This window comes from Kineosporia rhizophila, from assembly GCF_021277265.1.
GTDB lineage: Bacteria > Actinomycetota > Actinomycetes > Actinomycetales > Kineosporiaceae > Kineosporia > Kineosporia rhizophila.
In genome coordinates this window covers 211,087-225,103 of the sequence record NZ_JAJSOH010000001.1, presented here as the reverse complement: position 1 = coordinate 225,103, position 14,017 = coordinate 211,087, and the positions used below count along the sequence as shown (strand labels likewise).

Below are 14,017 nucleotides of genomic sequence, written 5' to 3'. Positions count from 1 at the left end.
AGTTCGTGGGGGACGAGGGCGGTGAGCAATGCTGGGGGTGTGACGGTGGTGCGGAACGGCAGAGAGAAGCCCGGCGACCAGGGATCGGCGCCGTCGTTGCGCGAGGCGACCTACGACGAACTGCGCAGCCGCATCGTCAATCTCGTCTATGCGCCCGGGCAGCGGCTTTTCGAGCGCGACCTGGCGGCGGAACTCGAGGTCTCGCGGATCCCGCTGCGCGAGGCGCTGCAGTTGCTGGCCAACGACGGCCTGGTCGTCCTGGTGCCCCGGCAGGGAGCCCTGGTGGCCCCGTTCACCGCCGCCGACGTCCGTGATCTGTTCGATGTCCGCGAGAGCCTGGAGGTGCTCGCCGCGCGCCTGGCCGCGCACCGGGTGGGCGAGGAGGGGCTGGCCGAGCTGCGCGAGCAGATCGACCGGGCCCGCGGGGCCCTGGCGGCCCAGGACCACCCGGCCATCGCGGCGGCGAACTCGCAGTTCCACCGTGTGCTGGTGCGGATCGCCGACAACCCGCTGCTGACGTCCATGATGCGGCCTCTGGAGGCCCGCACGCAGTGGCTGTTCCACCTGACCCGGCAGCGCGACCTGGGGCAGCAGTGCGACGAGCACCAGGAGCTGTACGACGCGCTGGCCGCAGGCGATGCCGAGCAGGCCGCCCGCTGCGCGTTCGAGCACGTCACCTCGGGCCGGGAAGACAGCATCGCGCTGGCCCGGGAGTGGTCGGCCGCCACGATCAACCCGGTCGAGGTCACCCGCTCACGCCGGCGCTGAGGCTAGGGGGTGACCGCCCGGCCGGCCTGGAGCTCCAGCAGGGCCCGGGCCAGCGAGGGGTTCTGGAGCAGCTCGGCGGTCGGGCGGGGGTCGTTCAGGTACTCCGGGTCGGTGGCGATCAGCGCGAGCACCGACTCGGTGGTGATGGTGGCCAGCCGCATCCGCCAGCCCTCGAACCCGCGGCCCTCACGTTCGCCCTGGTAGACCACCGTGCTGTCGACGTGCAGCAGGTCCTGGGTGATGCGCCGGTAGGTCTCCTCCACCGCCTCCTGAGGGCCTTCCAGCAGTTGCACGAAGTAGGCCGCATCGCCCGGGCGGTCGTGCACGTGCAACAGGCAGCCGGTGATGTCGGCGGCGGCGTTGCGCTCACGGCTGCGGCCGAGGAAGACCTCGAGTTCGTTCTCGCTCAGGTCGACCACGGCCCGGCTGGCGTAGATGAGCTCGTACAACGAGTGCTCCCAACCTTCGGCTTCGACTGAGCCTCGGCAAGCTACCCGAGTCAGGTTGAGCGGCGACTCGAGACGGATCGGCGATCCGGAGGGCACTTTCAGGTGAATATCCGGCGGAACCGGCGTGCGGGCGTCGGCCGTTGGGCAGGATGGCCTCGCGGGGCAGGCTCCGGCGCGGTGGAATGTCCGCGCCGGCCCGATGACGAAAGTACAGGTAGCTGCCATGAGAGTGCCCGGGACGAACGCCCTGAAGAGCCTTGCGCTGCAGGTGGTGGGCTGGGCGCTGGTGCTGGCCGGGATCGCGGCCCTGGTGCTGCCCGGGCCGGGTCTGCTGGCGCTCTTCGCCGGGCTCGCCGTGCTGGCCACCCAGTACGAGTGGGCCGAGCGGCGGCTCGAGCCGGTGAAGAAGGCGGCGCTGCGCACCGCGGCCGACAGTGTGGCGGCGCCCTGGCGGATCGCGATGTCGGTGCTCGGCGTGCTGTCGCTGATGGCAATCGGCATCGTCTGGGGGGTTGGCACGCCGGTGCCCTCGTGGTGGCCGATCGACGACGAGTGGTGGCTCAAGGGCGGCTGGGGCGTGGGGGCCTCGCTGATCGTTTCGGCGCTGATCGCGGCGGCCACCATCGTCTACTCGTACCTCAACTTCCGCGAGATCCGTCACGAGGAGGCGGTCGAGGAGGCGCAGGAGGAGGCCGAGGAGCGGCGGAGGTCGCAGCAGTCCGGGAGGTAGTGTGGCGGGCGTGGAGTACCTGCCCTACGCCGAACGTCAGCCTTCCTCCGAGTACCGCGAGGTGCTGCGGCGGATCCTCACCAGCGGCGTCGAGGTGCCCACCCGTCAGGGCGTGACCGCGCTCACCCTGATGCAGCAGACCATGACCTTCCCGCTGGCCAACGGGTTCCCGCTGATCACCGAGCGCAGCGTGAAGGCGTTCTGGCAGAAGGCGATCGGCGAGCTCTGCGCGTTCGTCAACGGCGCCACCACGATGGACGAGTTCGAGGAGTTCGGGTGCGACTGGTGGGGTGCGTGGGCCACCCCGGAGAAGACCCTGAAGAAGGGGATCGAGCCGGGCACGCTCGGCCCCGGCTCGTACGGCGGCGCCTTCCACGACTTCCCCACCTCCGAGGGCGGCGGGTTCGACCAGTTCAAGCACCTGGTCGAGCAGATCCGCGAACTGCCCGGCGACCGCACGCATTTCGTTTCGCCGTGGATCCCGCAGTACCAGATCCGCGGTGCGGGAAAGCTTCCCAGGACCACGATCGCTCCGTGCCACGGCTGGGTCCACGTGCGGGTGCTCGGCGGCCGGCTGCACCTGCACATGTTCCAGCGCTCGGGAGACGTTCCGGTGGGCGTGCCCTCGAACATCGTGCAGTACGCGGCGCTGACCCTGATGCTGGAACAGCTCACCGGGTATCCGGCGGACACGTACTACCACACCATTTCGGACGCCCACATCTATCTCGACCAGAAGGAAGCGGTCGAGACGATGCTGGCCCGCGACCCGCGGCCGTTCCCGACCGTGCGGCTGACCGAGGCCGGGCGGGCCGTGAGCGACATACACGACTTCCGCGCCGAACACTTCGAACTGGCCGACTACGACCCGCATCCCGGCATCCGGGGCATTCCGGTCGCCACCTGAGGCCGGTTGGTACCGTCCTGCTGTGATCAGCAGAGCGGTGGGGATCTGGGCCATGGCCCTCGGTGTGGGGCTCGGGGTCCTGGCGGTGGCGATGCAGTCGCTGGGGGTCTCCGGCCTGGTGCCCGCGCTGGTCGGCGTCGTCCTGGTGATCTTCGGGATCTTCGCGGCCTTCTGAGGGTCTCAGGCCATCTGCATCGAGCGGATCGAGTTGCCCATCACCATGCGGCCGAAAGCGGTCTCGATGCCCTGGCCCGGGGCCGACGCTGCGCCGAGAGTGAGCAGCAGGGGCACGAAGTGGTCGGCCGTGGGGTGGGCGACCTGCGCGCCGGGAGCCTTGGCCCGGTAGTCGACCAGGGCGTCCACGTCGCCGCGGGCCATCGCGTCCACCGCCCAGGTGTCGAAAGCCTGGTTGTGCCCGATCAGTTCGGGGTGCCGGAACACCGCGAAGCTGTGCGTCATGAAGCCCGAGCCGATCACCAGGATGCCCTCCTGGCGCAGGGAGCGCAGCCGCTCGCCCAGCTTCAGCAGGGCCGCCGGGTTCATGCTGGGCATGCTGAGCTGGATCACCGGCACGTCGGCGGCCGGGTACATGGCCATCATCGGAATGAACGCGCCGTGGTCGAGGCCACGGTCGACGAACTGGTGCAGGGGCTCGGTGTCGGCCAGGCTGCCTGCCACCTGATGGGCCAGGGCGCTCGCGTCGGGGGAGCGGTACTTCAGCTCGTAGTAGCGCGGGTGGAAGCCGCCGAAGTCGTAGTACAGCTCGGTGCCGGCTGCCGATGCGGAGATCGCCAGCGGGGCGTTCTCCCAGTGCGCCGACACGATCACGATGCCCCTGGGCTTCGGCATCGACTGGCCCCAGGTGTACAAGTCACGCAGCCAGTCGGCGTCGTCCAGGGTGGGTGGGGCGCCGTGGCTGACGAACAACGACGGGAGCGGGCCGTCGGCCGGTTCCCAGAGGCGCTGCTCGCGGGCCTGGGGCAGGACGTCGGCGAGGAGGGCATCGTAGGCCCCGGCCGGCACCTTGGGGTTGAACGGATCAGACATGGCGAGCTCCCAGGAGCGTGCGGTTGAGAGCCGTCACTGTACTTGAATCCTCAACTATATGGCGAGAGGGCCTGCCCGATCAGCTGCTCGGCGAGTGCGAGCAGGCGGGGCGGGGGAAGTCGCTGCGGCTCGGCCAGGGCGGTGACGGCCAGGCCGTCGAGTCCGGCCAGGAGCAGGGTGGCCCGGTCCAGTTCGGGCTGGTCGCTGCCGTGGTGGTGGGTGAGCAGGCGGGTGAGGATCTCGGCCAGTTCCTGCCAGGTGGCGGCATGAGCCTGGGCGATCGCTGGATCGGCGGGCGCTGCGGCGATGAACGCCAGCCACACCCGGGCCTCGGTGGCCCGGGTCTCGTCCAGGGGGAGGATCTCCAGGGCCAGAGCCCGCAGGCGCGCGGAGGCTGATCGCCGGTCGCTCACGAGGGGCTCGAGCCGGGCCTGGACCGCGGCGTCGACCTGGTGCATCGCGGCCAGCAGCAGGGCCTGCTTGGTGGGGAAGTGGTGCTGCACCAGGCCGGCGCTCACCCGCGCCTGGGTGGCGACCTTGCGCACGCTCACGCCCTCGAGGCCGTGGGTGGCCACCAGGTGTACCGCCGCCTCGGCGATCACCTGTCGGCCGCGTGTCGGATCCCAGGCCTGGTCCATGCGCAATCCTAGTCTTTGGTCTACTTGTCCGATACGACTGTATTGCTGATGCTGGATCGATGAGGCAATACAGTCGTACTGCCCGGGGGGTTCGGGCGCTGCTGGGCTGGAGTGCGTTCGTCGTGGCGATGGCCGCGGCCTCGCTCGGCCTGGCCGCGTTCGAAGAGGCCGTCAGCCACCCTCCGGATGTCCTGGTCAAGGCGGTTCCGGCCGTCATCACGCTGCTCGTCGGGGTGCCGTTGGTGCTGCTCGTGCACCGGCGGGACCGGTCGCCGCTGGCCCTCGCGCACCCGGAGCAAGCTCTTGCTGGAGCGATGGTCACCGTCGCCGCGGTGGGCATCACCTTCGGGCCCGCCTTCCTGGCCGGCTGGATCTCCTTCACCGCCGTCGAACCGGCTGTGCTGCTGCTCTTCCTGGTCACCAACACCCTTCTGGCGTTGGCGCACGAAGCCGTCCCGGAAGAGCTGGCGTTCCGGGGTTCGGTCTACGGTTCACTGCGCGGCAGTGGGCGGCTGAAACTGGCGGCCGTCCTGACCACGGCCAGTTTCGTCGTGGCTCCGGCGGCCGCCATCGCATTGACCGCGGCGGCTGGTCAGGTGCTCGGCATTCCCACTGATCCGGCCACTTTCGCACCCGGCGGCCAGGATCCGGTGGCCTACGCCGTGCTGCTCACCGCCTTCAGCGCGGTCTTGCTGCTGGCCCGGGAGGCGACGGGATCGTTGTGGGCAGCGATCGGCGTACATCTGACCTTCCTCACCGCCAACCGCATCCTTCTGCCCAGCGACAACTTCGACACCGGCCTGTCGGTGGCGACCGAACCGGGTGTGGAACTGCTTGTGCTGGTCTACCTGCTGGTGGCGGGACTCGGCTTCGTCGTCCTACGCCGGCGCGCTTGACGGCAGTCGACCGACCGGGGCATGGTGTCGATCAGCTTCGCGTGCCGCTGGCGGACTGCGTCAGGCATGGAGGAGCCGAACCTCAAGGTCGACATTGCCTTTCGAGATCGCTGCCCGGATCGACGTGGTCCCGGCCCCCGTAGCAGGTCCCCGCCCCGCCGTCCTGGTGTTCCCAGGTGGCGCCTACCGGTTCCACGCCCCGCACGAGGGGGCCGGGGTCGCGCACTGGTTCGCCTCCATCGGGGTGCACGCCTTCACTTTCCGCTACCCGTTCCCGTCCGAGACCGATTGGCCGGGGCCGCTGGTCGCCGCCCGGCAGGCCCTGGACTGGGTGCGCGGCGGCGAGCACGGGCTGGACGTCGGCAAGGTCGGGGTGTTCGGCGCCAGCGCCGGAGGGCACCTGGCCGGGCTGCTGGCCACCGGTGCGGTGCTGAGTCTGGACGCGCCCGGAACATCGCCCCCGAGGCCGGAATTCAGTGTACTGGCGTACTCGGTGGCAGATCTGAAGCTGCTCCCGGATGCGCCGGTCGAGGCCATGACCAACGGGCGCCTGCACCTGCGCGACGAGTTCTCGCCGGTCACCCACATCTCGCCCGGGACGGGACCGGTCTTCGCCTGGTGCACTCTGAACGATCCGCCCGGTCTGCCCAACACGCTGGAGCTCGTCCGGGCCTGCGCCGCGGCCGGGGTGAGCTGCGAGATCCATGTCTTCCCGGAGGGGTATCACGGCATCGGGCTGGCCGACGGCGTGTCGTGGGGCGAGGCGCCGGAGGGGGAGCGGATGCCCCCGCTGGTCAGCATCCCGCACACGGCCGGCTGGACCGACCTGTGCGAACGCTGGCTGCGTCAGCTGTGAGCCCGAGTGAGCCGGTGAGCGGGAAGGCCCCCGGACGGCGCTACCCGCGGCGGGGGCTGGTGCCTAGCCTTGAGTGTCATGGGCAACGGGGAGACGCAGCAGGTGGACACCGAAGCCATCACGCAGGCCTGGGCCCGGGCGCAGCTCGCCCTGGACGAGGGCAACCGTGAGGAGGCCGTGCGGTTCGGGGTGAAGGCCCTGGAACTGGACCCGGCCTTCCGGGTGCACGCACCGGCGACCGGCAACTCACCGCGCCGGGTCACCGGGCACGAACTGGTGCCGCACACCTGGGCGCTCTACGTGCCGCACCTGGAGGTGGTGGCGGTCAGTCGCTCGTTCTGGAACGAGTTCACCGCCTCGGCCGAGATCCACCGGTTCGCCGACCGGATCGGCGAGTTCAGCGAACCGACCTGGGTGCGCTACGACCCCTGGGTCTGGATGATGCACATCGAGTACTCACGGGGTGACCCGTTCACCACCCCGCTCGCCTGGCCCGAGTGAACGCGCCCGAGCGGGACCCAGGTGGCTGCTCTACTCTTGCCCGGCATGAGTGAGTCGTCACCCGGCATGGAGCAGATCGAGCAGGCAATGACCGTCCTCGCGGCGGCGAGTCCCGAGGATCTGCCGTTCGACTTCGTCTACCGCCTGCGTGCGTGGCACGAGCAGGAGGTGCTGAGGCTCGACCCGAAGCAGCCCCAGCAGAACTACAACTGGTTCGCCGACCAGGCCCAGTAGGGGCCCTTACGGGTCCAGTGCAGGTCAGTACAGGTCGACCACCACCACGGCCGGCACCACGATCGGCCAGTAGTCGTCCCAGGTGCGGTACTCGCACCGGATCAGGTACTCGCACCGGCCCACCCAGCGGTACTGGGCGCAGACCGCCCAGCCGGTTGCGACCAGGGCCCAGCTCGCCATGAAGAGCCAGGTCAGCAGCACTGCGGTCACGACGCGCCCCCTTCGCCGAGGGCAGCCATCGAAGCAGCCGGGCCGAGGTCCGGGGTGGATGTCCGGCTGCCCGCGCGTCTTCCGTAAGGTGCCCCTCTGGGCGTACCTGGCCAGGAACGCCCAGACCCCTCCCGGCTCCGACCAGCCGGGAGGGGCGCTCTGGGGGATGAGGTCCCGCCGTGGGAGGGACACGACGGGACCTACTGCTCAGGACACCGGTCATGAATCCGGCGCCCTGAGCAGGAAGCGATGCGGTCTCGTGGCCGACGGAACCGCATCTCCTCAGCGCGTCAGTCGTTCGGGGTGGGGCAAAGGTTGCTCGTGTTCCGGAAGTTTTTTCCGGACCTGTCGGCGGACTAGCGGGAGGCCGCCGTGGCCGCCGCCAGGTGCACCGGTCCGCGACCGCTCTGCAACTCGATCGTGGTGTCACCGGCGTGCGAGGGGATCTGCAGGGTGGTGACGAATCCCTGGGCGTTGTCGCCCAGCGTCACGTTCAGATCCTTCAGGCCGCCGCCCTTCACCACGATGTTCATCGCGTTGCCGGTGTAGAGCGTGACCGTGCGCGCCGCCTGCGAGGCCGTCACCGTGACGACCGCGCCGTTGGTCTGCATCCAGCGGGTGCTGCCGGCCCGGTTCGACTCGGGGACCCCGCCTTCCCACGAGAGCTTGAACGGCCCGTCGACGCTGGACGCCGAGTCCGGGGCGACGAAGTTCAGCAGCGGGGAGGTGGAGGAGGACTTCTTGCGCACCGTCTTCATGTCGTTGCGGGAGCCGATGGCCAGCCAGTCCTCGTCGGCGTCGCCCAGGACGATCTCCTGGCCGGTGCTGAGCGGGGTGACCGTGCCGATCGCGGCGGCCGCACCCGTTCCCGACCCGCTGGAGGCGGGCGGCTGCTTCGACTGTGTGGTGCTCGTCGGCGGCGTGCTGTCCTTGTCGTCGGACGTCTTGTTCTCGCCGTCGGGCTGGCCCCCCTTGGAGGTGGCCTCCTTGTCCGGCGTGGACTCCTTACGGTCGTCGGAGTCGCTCTCGGTGGTGGTGGGCGCCGCCGAGGTCGGGGTGTGGCTCGGGGTGGTCAACTCGGGCATCTCCACCGGCAGCTTGGTGGCCGGGGTGCCGGTGTCGGACGGGCCCATCTGCGAGGCCGCGACCGTGACGCCGCCGCCGATCAGGATCGCGGCGGCCGCGGACAGGAACACCGGCCGGCGGCGCGGTCCCTGTTCGACGACCCGGCGGCGCAGCGGCACGACGTTCGGGCGCTCACCCTCCATCCGGCGACGGATGGCCGCGACGTCGGGTTCGTGATCCGCCCCCAGTCCTCGCAGGGCTTCGAGCAGTTCATCCTCGGGCACGGATCACGCCTCCTTCCGGTTCGTTCTGGCGGCCCGCGCACTGCTTGCGGCAGTGGCGAGCTCGTTCGGGGCCAGCTGACTGCGCAGCTGGGCAAGACCTTTGGATGTCTGACTCTTGACCGTGCCGAGGCTGATGCCCAGGGTTCGGGCGACCTCTTCCTCCGGCAGGTCCAGGACGTGGCGCATCACCACGCAGGCCCGGCGCCCAGGGGGCAGGGCCAGGACGGCAGCCTGTAGGTCGACCGCGCCACCGACGTCCGGCGAGTGGTAGAACCACCGGGTCAGCGGCGCCATCAGGCGATGCCGCTGCCGGTCCCGCACAGCCGTCCGGACGCGTTCCACCGACAGGTTGACCACGATCTTGCGCACGTAGGCGAGCGGGCTGTCCGCTGCCTGCACCCGATCCCAGCGCTCCCAGGCGGAGGCCAGCGCCTCACCGACCACGTCGTCGGACTCGGCCCGGTTACCGGTCATGCTGTAGGCCAGGCGGGCCAGCTCACGGTGATGACGACGGAAGAAGTCCTCGAACTCGGCTCGTGCGCTGGCCTTGCCGAGCCGGACCGGGCTTCCCGTCGCCGGGGGTTTGCTCATCCGTGGAGCCGTCTCCTTGTCCTTGTCTCGAGCCGTACGGAAGACACCCGAATGCCCGCGGGGGCCTTCCGTACGTGCTGTAGGTCGGGTGAGAACCAGCAAAGGTTGCCCGGTTGCGGGGGAATTTATGTTTTGCCGCGGATAAGGCCGCGTGCAGGGGTGTTGAGATCCTGGCCGGAGCGGCCTGCTCTGGCAAAATCGCGACCGTGGGGGAACCGGGGGCGATGACGCCAGGTGAGGACGACGTCGCACAGAGCTTCGGCCGGGCCCGGCAGGCGGCCGCGGAACTGGCCGGCGGGGCCGCGGTCGACGCCGTCCTGAGCGTCCTGGCCTACTTCCACCCCGACGGTCTGGGGCCCGAGGTGCTGGCCCGACTGCCGGGGTTCGCTCCCGCCGTAGACGCCCTGATCGCCACCGGCGGCCTGAAGCGCGAGGCGAGCACCGGCGTCCTCAAGATCCCGGTGTCGGTCGCCCGCGCCCTGCGCGCCCAGGACCACACCGACGCAACCGCCGCCGGCCGCATCGAAGGGCTGGCGGACGTCCTCAGTGGGATGGTCACCGCCACCCGCCCCGAGGGCGACGACGCCGCAGCGGTACGCCGCACGGCCCGGGAGCTGGGCCGGCATGCGATCACCCTGTGGAATCATGCACTGACGATGAGCGAACAGCGTGTTCTCGAGCCGGTGAACCAGATGGTCACGCTGGCCATCGGGCACCTGCAGTCGGCCGGCGAGCCGGAACGCGCGGTGGAGGCGGCGGAAGACGTGCTGGGTGGGTGCCGCCGGGTGCTGGGCGACGAGCACCCGCTGACCCTGCTGGCGGCCGGCCGGCTGGGCGGGCTCCTGCTCTCGTCCGGAGACGCCGCCCGCGCCGCCGACCTGCTCGCCCCGATGCTCACCACCCGGCCCGATCCGGGCGGCCTGGCCCAGCCCGAACTGATCACGATGACCCACGACCTGGCCTACGCCCGAGGTGCGGCCGGGCAGGTGGCCGAGGCGATCCCGCTGTACGAGAAGGCCTTCGCGGCGAGCTGCGCGGTCTACGGCGACGGGCACCCGGTCAGCCTGACCATCCTGGGCAACCTGGCCGAGAGCTATCGGGCGGTGGGCGACTACGGCCGCGCCGTGCCCCTGCTGCGTCAGGTGCTCGAGGAGCGGCAGGAATCGCTGGGGCACGACCACCCCGACACCCTCACCGCCGCCAACAACCTAATCGGTGCGTACAGTGACCTGGACGGAACAGCCGTCCCGGTCAGTGTTTTCGAGACGATCTACACCAGTCGCGCCCGGGTGCTCGGCGCCGACCACCCCAGCACCCTGATCTCGCAGAGCAACCTGGCCAGCGCCCACCAGCGGGCCGGCGACCTGCCCCGGGCGATCGCGCTGATGAAAGAGGTGCTCCGGCTGCGCCGGGCGAAACTCGGTGCCCAGCACCCCGACACGCTGACCGTGATGAGCAACCTGAGTGCCGCCTACGCCGACTCGGGCAAGGTGTTCCGGGGCTACCGGCTGTGCCGCAAGGTGGTGTCCGGACGCCGGGCGACCCTGGGCGAACGGCACCCCGACACCCTGCTCTCGATGAACAACCTGGCCCAGGCCCACCTGGCCGTGGGCCGGATCAGGGCCGCCCTGAACCTGCACGCCCAGGTGCTGAGCGAGCGCAGCGCCGTGCTCGGGGCCGATCACCTGGACACCCTGGCCTCGATGAACAACCTGGCCTCGGCCCTGAACCGGGCCGGTCACCCGGCCGACGCCCGGCCTCTGCACGAGCAGGCCCTGGACGGGCGCCGCCGGATCCTCGGGCCGACCCACCAGGACACCCTGGCCTGCCTGAACAACCTGGCCTACGCGTGTCTCGGCACCGGCGAGACCGAAACCGCCCTCAGGCTTTTCGCGCAGGCCTGGGAAGGGGCGCTGAGCACCCTGGGGGCCGGTCACCCGATCACCAGGAAGTTCGAGGACAACCTGCGCCGGGCCCGGGAGACGGGCGCTCTCAGGGGCGGGTCAGGGACAGGCTGAGGGAAGATCCGGATGGCTGGGGAGGGCGCCGGGCGCCACCCTTGGCCACATGTCCAGCGCCGCCCGTCGCCCCGCCGCCCTTGCCGGCGTCCTGTTCATCGTGGCCACCGTCAGTTTCGCGATCGGCAACACCCTGCTCACCGAGGCGCTGGACGAGGGGGTCCGCAACGGGAAACTGCTGGCGGGCGTGCTCTTCCAGATCGTCTGCGGCATCGCCGTGGTCGTCATCGGGGTGATCCTGCGCGACCTGCTCGGACCGGCCGCACCCCGGCAGGCCGCCGCCTACCTGGGTCTGCGCCTGCTCGAGTGCGCCACCATCGTCGGTCTCGGCATCTACTTCCTGACCACCGTCGACGCCCTGTCCAGCTACGACGCCACCATCTACGCCTTCACCGGGGTGGGCGGCCTGATTCTCTGTGGCCTGCTGCGCACTTCGGGCGCGGCGCCGACCTGGCTGACCACCCTCGGCCTGATCGGCTACGCGGCGTTGCTGGCGGGCGTGGTCACAGAGTTCGCGGGGGGCGTCGAGCTGGAGTCCACCGCCGGATTCCTCTTCTTGGCCCCAGGGTCAGTGTTCGAGATCGCCTTCCCTGTCCTCCTGATCGCCCGAGGGCTGCCCAGGGGTGTTCCCGCGGCGGGGGCAGCGGCCAGCGGTTCAGCGTGAAGGTGAAGTCTGACGAGCGTCGGCCGATGAGGAGCAAGGGCTCACGTCCTTGACTGGTCGTCCTGGTCAGCAGAACGGTACGTCGGCGTGACGGTGCGCGGCCAGTGAATTCTTGCTTTGAGGACGTGTGTGGGCACCGACCGCGGTCGGTGCCCACACACGTCTTCAGTTCAGTTCTTGGCTCGAAGCACCTTCACGTGGTCGCCCTTGGAGGCGCTGGCCGCATGCGTGCCGTCGCCCGGGTACCAGTAGCGGAACGTGCCCGAACGAGTCGCCTTGACCTTGGTCTCGGCCGCGGCGCCGTTGTCCCACACGGTGCGCACGCTGCGGAACTTCTCTTCGCCGTCGGCCCGGAACTGCAGTTTCACGTAGGCGCCGAACTTCTCGTAGCGCCCGGTGTCCCAGTTGGCCCGGCTGACCTGACCGGTGATGTTCAGCGTCTGGCCCTTGCGGCGCGGCTCGGGTGCGGCGTTGAACGTGGTGCCCCAGGTGGTGCGCCGCAGCAGGGAGATCGAGCTCTCGCCGTCGGCGCTGCCCTCACCGACGTCGGGCTGGTCGTCGCCGTCCTCGTCGTCGAAGGCGGAGACGTGCACCTCCTGGGGGCCGGCCATCTTGTTGCCCTTGAAGGTGCCGGTGCCGATCACGTCGAGCTTGGCGCGGCCGTCGGGGCAGATGTAGCTGTCCGGCCCGGAGTAGAGGTAGGTGCAGGCCCCGAACCAGCTGACGTTGCTGGTGGGGAAGTAGTCGCCGCGTACCGCCCACTCGATCTTGTGGTCCTCGTCGTCGCAGTCGGTGCCGACGTCGAACTGGACGGTGACCGGTTTCAGGCCGATCGAGACCTGGTGGGGGGAGGTGTCCAGGACCGAGCAGTCGTCGGCCAGCGCGGGCCGGGCGGTTGTCGCGGCGGCCGTGGTGGGGGCGATCAGCGTGAGGGCCAGCACGGTGACGGAGCCGAAGGCGGCGAGCAGACGTGTACTCAACTTGATCCCTTCTCCGGTAGGTAGGGGACCTGGCCCATTCTGACCCAGGCGGCACAGGAGTGGGGCTGAATCGCCCCAAAACGCTGATGCGCCGAAGAGCTCTGCGCGGCAGGCCCTTCGGCGCATCGGTGCGCTGACTACGGTGTCACTTGGTGACGGTGACCGCGACGCCCCAGGAGATGCTGGAATTGCTCTGCTCGTCGCCGCGGAAGGCGAAGCGGAACACACCCGAACGTTTGGCGGTCACCGTGACGCTGGTGCCGGTCCCGGTCGACGGAACGGTGCGCACCGTCTTGAAGGTGGACTGGGTGTTCGGCTTGAACTGCAGTTTCACCGTGGGCGAGAACTTCTCGTTCTTCGCCGTGTCCCAGTTGGCCCGGGTGAGCTGCGAGGTCAGGGTGATCTGCTCACCCGCCTTCACCTTCTCCTTCGACACCTTGTCGGTGTTCTTGCCCCAGCTGGTGCGGCGCAGCAGCTGGACGGTGCCGGTGATGTCGTCGCGGCCGCTGGAGGTCTTCGTGCAGTTGCCGTCGTCGTCGCACTCGATCTTGGTGTCGTCGTCGCGGCCGTTGCCGTTGGCGTCGTCGAAGGCGTAGATGTAGGCCTTCTTCGTACCGGCCATCTGGTTGCCCTTGAACGTGCCGGTGCCGATCACGTCGAGCTCGTCCTGGCCCTTGGGGCAGTTCAGGGTGGCCGGGCCGGTGTAGGTGTAGGTGCAGGCGCCGAACCAGGTGGCGTGGGCACTGCCCGGGAACAGGTCGCCGGTGACCGCCCACTTCATGTCGTGGTCGGCGTCGTCGCAGGTGGTGCTGACCGCGAACTGCACCGTCTTGGCGACCAGGCCGAGCGTGATCTTCTGCGGGCCGTAGTCGGTGATCGAGCAGTCGTCCCCGGCCGTCGCGGCTCTGTTCGCCGATTTCACGATCTTCTCGAGCGGCTTCGGGGTGCTCTCACCGGCGGCGCTGGCCGCGCCGGCGGGGGCGAGCAGGCTGATGGTGAGGGCCGAAGCGGCACCCAGAGCAAGAATGAGCGGACGAGGTCGCATGCGCGGTCCCAACTCGAAGACTATGACTTGGCCCGTTCATCATTGCCCACGCCGTGAGGTCTACGAGCCCGTACACGGGTCCGCCCACCGCATCCGGCGAAACTTAAGGTGCAGTTGTTGCTGTGAGTTAAATC

The 14,017-nt window shown here is 69.8% G+C and carries 18 protein-coding genes; 10 read left to right on the top strand and 8 right to left on the bottom strand.

What is annotated here, in order from left to right:
- Positions 1 to 48 precede the first annotated feature (48 nt).
- Entirely contained in the window at positions 49 to 768 is a 720-nt protein-coding gene (locus tag LWF15_RS00955; protein ID WP_232808388.1) for a GntR family transcriptional regulator, read from the top strand.
- A 2-nt stretch (positions 769 to 770) separates the two neighbouring features.
- On the opposite strand, the gene LWF15_RS00950 is transcribed toward LWF15_RS00955, so the two are convergent.
- The gene (locus tag LWF15_RS00950) at positions 771 to 1,217 is read right to left on the bottom strand and encodes a BLUF domain-containing protein (RefSeq protein WP_232808387.1); all 447 of its coding nucleotides are present in this window, start codon (positions 1,215 to 1,217) and stop codon (positions 771 to 773) included.
- Positions 1,218 to 1,440: 223 nt separating this feature from the next.
- On the opposite strand from LWF15_RS00950, the gene LWF15_RS00945 reads away from it, so the two are divergent.
- From LWF15_RS00945 to LWF15_RS00935, 3 genes are read left to right on the top strand one after another with little or no spacing between them, the layout of a single operon-like run.
- Positions 1,441 to 1,947, top strand: coding sequence for a PGPGW domain-containing protein (locus tag LWF15_RS00945; protein WP_232808386.1), 507 nt, complete (start codon positions 1,441 to 1,443; stop codon positions 1,945 to 1,947).
- A 10-nt stretch (positions 1,948 to 1,957) separates the two neighbouring features.
- Entirely contained in the window at positions 1,958 to 2,854 is an 897-nt protein-coding gene (thyA, locus tag LWF15_RS00940; protein WP_232808385.1) for a thymidylate synthase, read from the top strand.
- Positions 2,855 to 2,876: 22 nt separating this feature from the next.
- Positions 2,877 to 3,029, top strand: coding sequence for a hypothetical protein (locus LWF15_RS00935; protein ID WP_232808384.1), 153 nt, complete (start codon positions 2,877 to 2,879; stop codon positions 3,027 to 3,029).
- Between the two features lie 5 nt (positions 3,030 to 3,034).
- Here LWF15_RS00935 and LWF15_RS00930 read toward each other — a convergent pair whose 3' ends face one another.
- Complete coding sequence (locus LWF15_RS00930; RefSeq protein ID WP_232808383.1) at positions 3,035 to 3,901, bottom strand: DODA-type extradiol aromatic ring-opening family dioxygenase; 867 nt, start codon at positions 3,899 to 3,901, stop codon at positions 3,035 to 3,037.
- Between the two features lie 50 nt (positions 3,902 to 3,951).
- The gene (locus LWF15_RS00925) at positions 3,952 to 4,539 is read right to left on the bottom strand and encodes a TetR/AcrR family transcriptional regulator (RefSeq protein ID WP_232808382.1); all 588 of its coding nucleotides are present in this window, start codon (positions 4,537 to 4,539) and stop codon (positions 3,952 to 3,954) included.
- A 59-nt stretch (positions 4,540 to 4,598) separates the two neighbouring features.
- Between LWF15_RS00925 and LWF15_RS00920 the strand changes: the two genes are divergently transcribed.
- The 4 genes from LWF15_RS00920 (at position 4,599) to LWF15_RS00905 (ending at position 7,026) form a co-directional block, all read left to right on the top strand.
- Entirely contained in the window at positions 4,599 to 5,435 is an 837-nt protein-coding gene (locus LWF15_RS00920; protein WP_232808381.1) for a CPBP family intramembrane glutamic endopeptidase, read from the top strand.
- Positions 5,436 to 5,529: 94 nt separating this feature from the next.
- Positions 5,530 to 6,291 (top strand): alpha/beta hydrolase, encoded by a 762-nt coding sequence (locus LWF15_RS00915; protein WP_232808380.1) that lies wholly within the window; start codon positions 5,530 to 5,532, stop codon positions 6,289 to 6,291.
- A 78-nt stretch (positions 6,292 to 6,369) separates the two neighbouring features.
- Positions 6,370 to 6,792: a hypothetical protein gene (locus LWF15_RS00910; RefSeq protein WP_232808379.1), complete on the top strand. Its 423-nt coding sequence runs from the start codon at positions 6,370 to 6,372 to the stop codon at positions 6,790 to 6,792.
- A 45-nt stretch (positions 6,793 to 6,837) separates the two neighbouring features.
- Positions 6,838 to 7,026 (top strand): hypothetical protein, encoded by a 189-nt coding sequence (locus tag LWF15_RS00905; protein WP_232808378.1) that lies wholly within the window; start codon positions 6,838 to 6,840, stop codon positions 7,024 to 7,026.
- A gap of 24 nt (positions 7,027 to 7,050) precedes the next feature.
- Here LWF15_RS00905 and LWF15_RS00900 read toward each other — a convergent pair whose 3' ends face one another.
- From LWF15_RS00900 to LWF15_RS00890, 3 genes are all read right to left on the bottom strand, one after another.
- Positions 7,051 to 7,236 carry a hypothetical protein gene (locus LWF15_RS00900; RefSeq protein ID WP_232808377.1) on the bottom strand — a complete coding sequence of 62 codons (186 nt, stop codon included), beginning with the start codon at positions 7,234 to 7,236 and terminating at the stop codon, positions 7,051 to 7,053.
- Positions 7,237 to 7,592: 356 nt separating this feature from the next.
- Positions 7,593 to 8,585, bottom strand: coding sequence for a hypothetical protein (locus LWF15_RS00895; RefSeq protein ID WP_232808376.1), 993 nt, complete (start codon positions 8,583 to 8,585; stop codon positions 7,593 to 7,595).
- A 3-nt stretch (positions 8,586 to 8,588) separates the two neighbouring features.
- Positions 8,589 to 9,176 (bottom strand): SigE family RNA polymerase sigma factor, encoded by a 588-nt coding sequence (locus tag LWF15_RS00890; protein ID WP_232808375.1) that lies wholly within the window; start codon positions 9,174 to 9,176, stop codon positions 8,589 to 8,591.
- A 206-nt stretch (positions 9,177 to 9,382) separates the two neighbouring features.
- Here LWF15_RS00890 and LWF15_RS00885 point away from each other — a divergent pair, with 206 nt between their 5' ends.
- Positions 9,383 to 11,194: a tetratricopeptide repeat protein gene (locus LWF15_RS00885; protein WP_232808374.1), complete on the top strand. Its 1,812-nt coding sequence runs from the start codon at positions 9,383 to 9,385 to the stop codon at positions 11,192 to 11,194.
- 49 nt (positions 11,195 to 11,243) lie between these two features.
- A complete protein-coding gene (locus tag LWF15_RS00880; RefSeq protein ID WP_232808373.1) occupies positions 11,244 to 11,858 on the top strand; it encodes a DUF4386 family protein in 615 nt (204 codons plus the stop codon).
- Positions 11,859 to 12,028: 170 nt separating this feature from the next.
- On the opposite strand, the gene LWF15_RS00875 is transcribed toward LWF15_RS00880, so the two are convergent.
- Together LWF15_RS00875 and LWF15_RS00870 are read right to left on the bottom strand one after the other, a co-directional pair.
- The gene (locus LWF15_RS00875; protein ID WP_232808372.1) at positions 12,029 to 12,838 is read right to left on the bottom strand and encodes a hypothetical protein; all 810 of its coding nucleotides are present in this window, start codon (positions 12,836 to 12,838) and stop codon (positions 12,029 to 12,031) included.
- 145 nt (positions 12,839 to 12,983) lie between these two features.
- Positions 12,984 to 13,883, bottom strand: a complete 900-nt coding sequence (locus LWF15_RS00870; protein WP_232808371.1) for a hypothetical protein — start codon at positions 13,881 to 13,883, stop codon at positions 12,984 to 12,986.
- Positions 13,884 to 14,017: the final 134 nt, after the last annotated feature.

Bases quoted from the DNA above. Each gene is read 5' to 3' on its own strand.
- LWF15_RS00945 (WP_232808386.1), top strand. From the start codon at position 1,441: ATGAGAGTGCCCGGGACGAACGCCCTGAAGAGCCTTGCGCTGCAGGTG.
- LWF15_RS00930 (WP_232808383.1), bottom strand. From the start codon at position 3,901: ATGTCTGATCCGTTCAACCCCAAGGTGCCGGCCGGGGCCTACGATGCC.
- LWF15_RS00925 (WP_232808382.1), bottom strand. From the start codon at position 4,539: ATGGACCAGGCCTGGGATCCGACACGCGGCCGACAGGTGATCGCCGAG.
- LWF15_RS00920 (WP_232808381.1), top strand. From the start codon at position 4,599: ATGAGGCAATACAGTCGTACTGCCCGGGGGGTTCGGGCGCTGCTGGGC.
- LWF15_RS00910 (WP_232808379.1), top strand. From the start codon at position 6,370: ATGGGCAACGGGGAGACGCAGCAGGTGGACACCGAAGCCATCACGCAG.
- LWF15_RS00905 (WP_232808378.1), top strand. From the start codon at position 6,838: ATGAGTGAGTCGTCACCCGGCATGGAGCAGATCGAGCAGGCAATGACC.
- LWF15_RS00890 (WP_232808375.1), bottom strand. From the start codon at position 9,176: ATGAGCAAACCCCCGGCGACGGGAAGCCCGGTCCGGCTCGGCAAGGCC.
- LWF15_RS00880 (WP_232808373.1), top strand. From the start codon at position 11,244: ATGTCCAGCGCCGCCCGTCGCCCCGCCGCCCTTGCCGGCGTCCTGTTC.
- LWF15_RS00870 (WP_232808371.1), bottom strand. From the start codon at position 13,883: ATGCGACCTCGTCCGCTCATTCTTGCTCTGGGTGCCGCTTCGGCCCTC.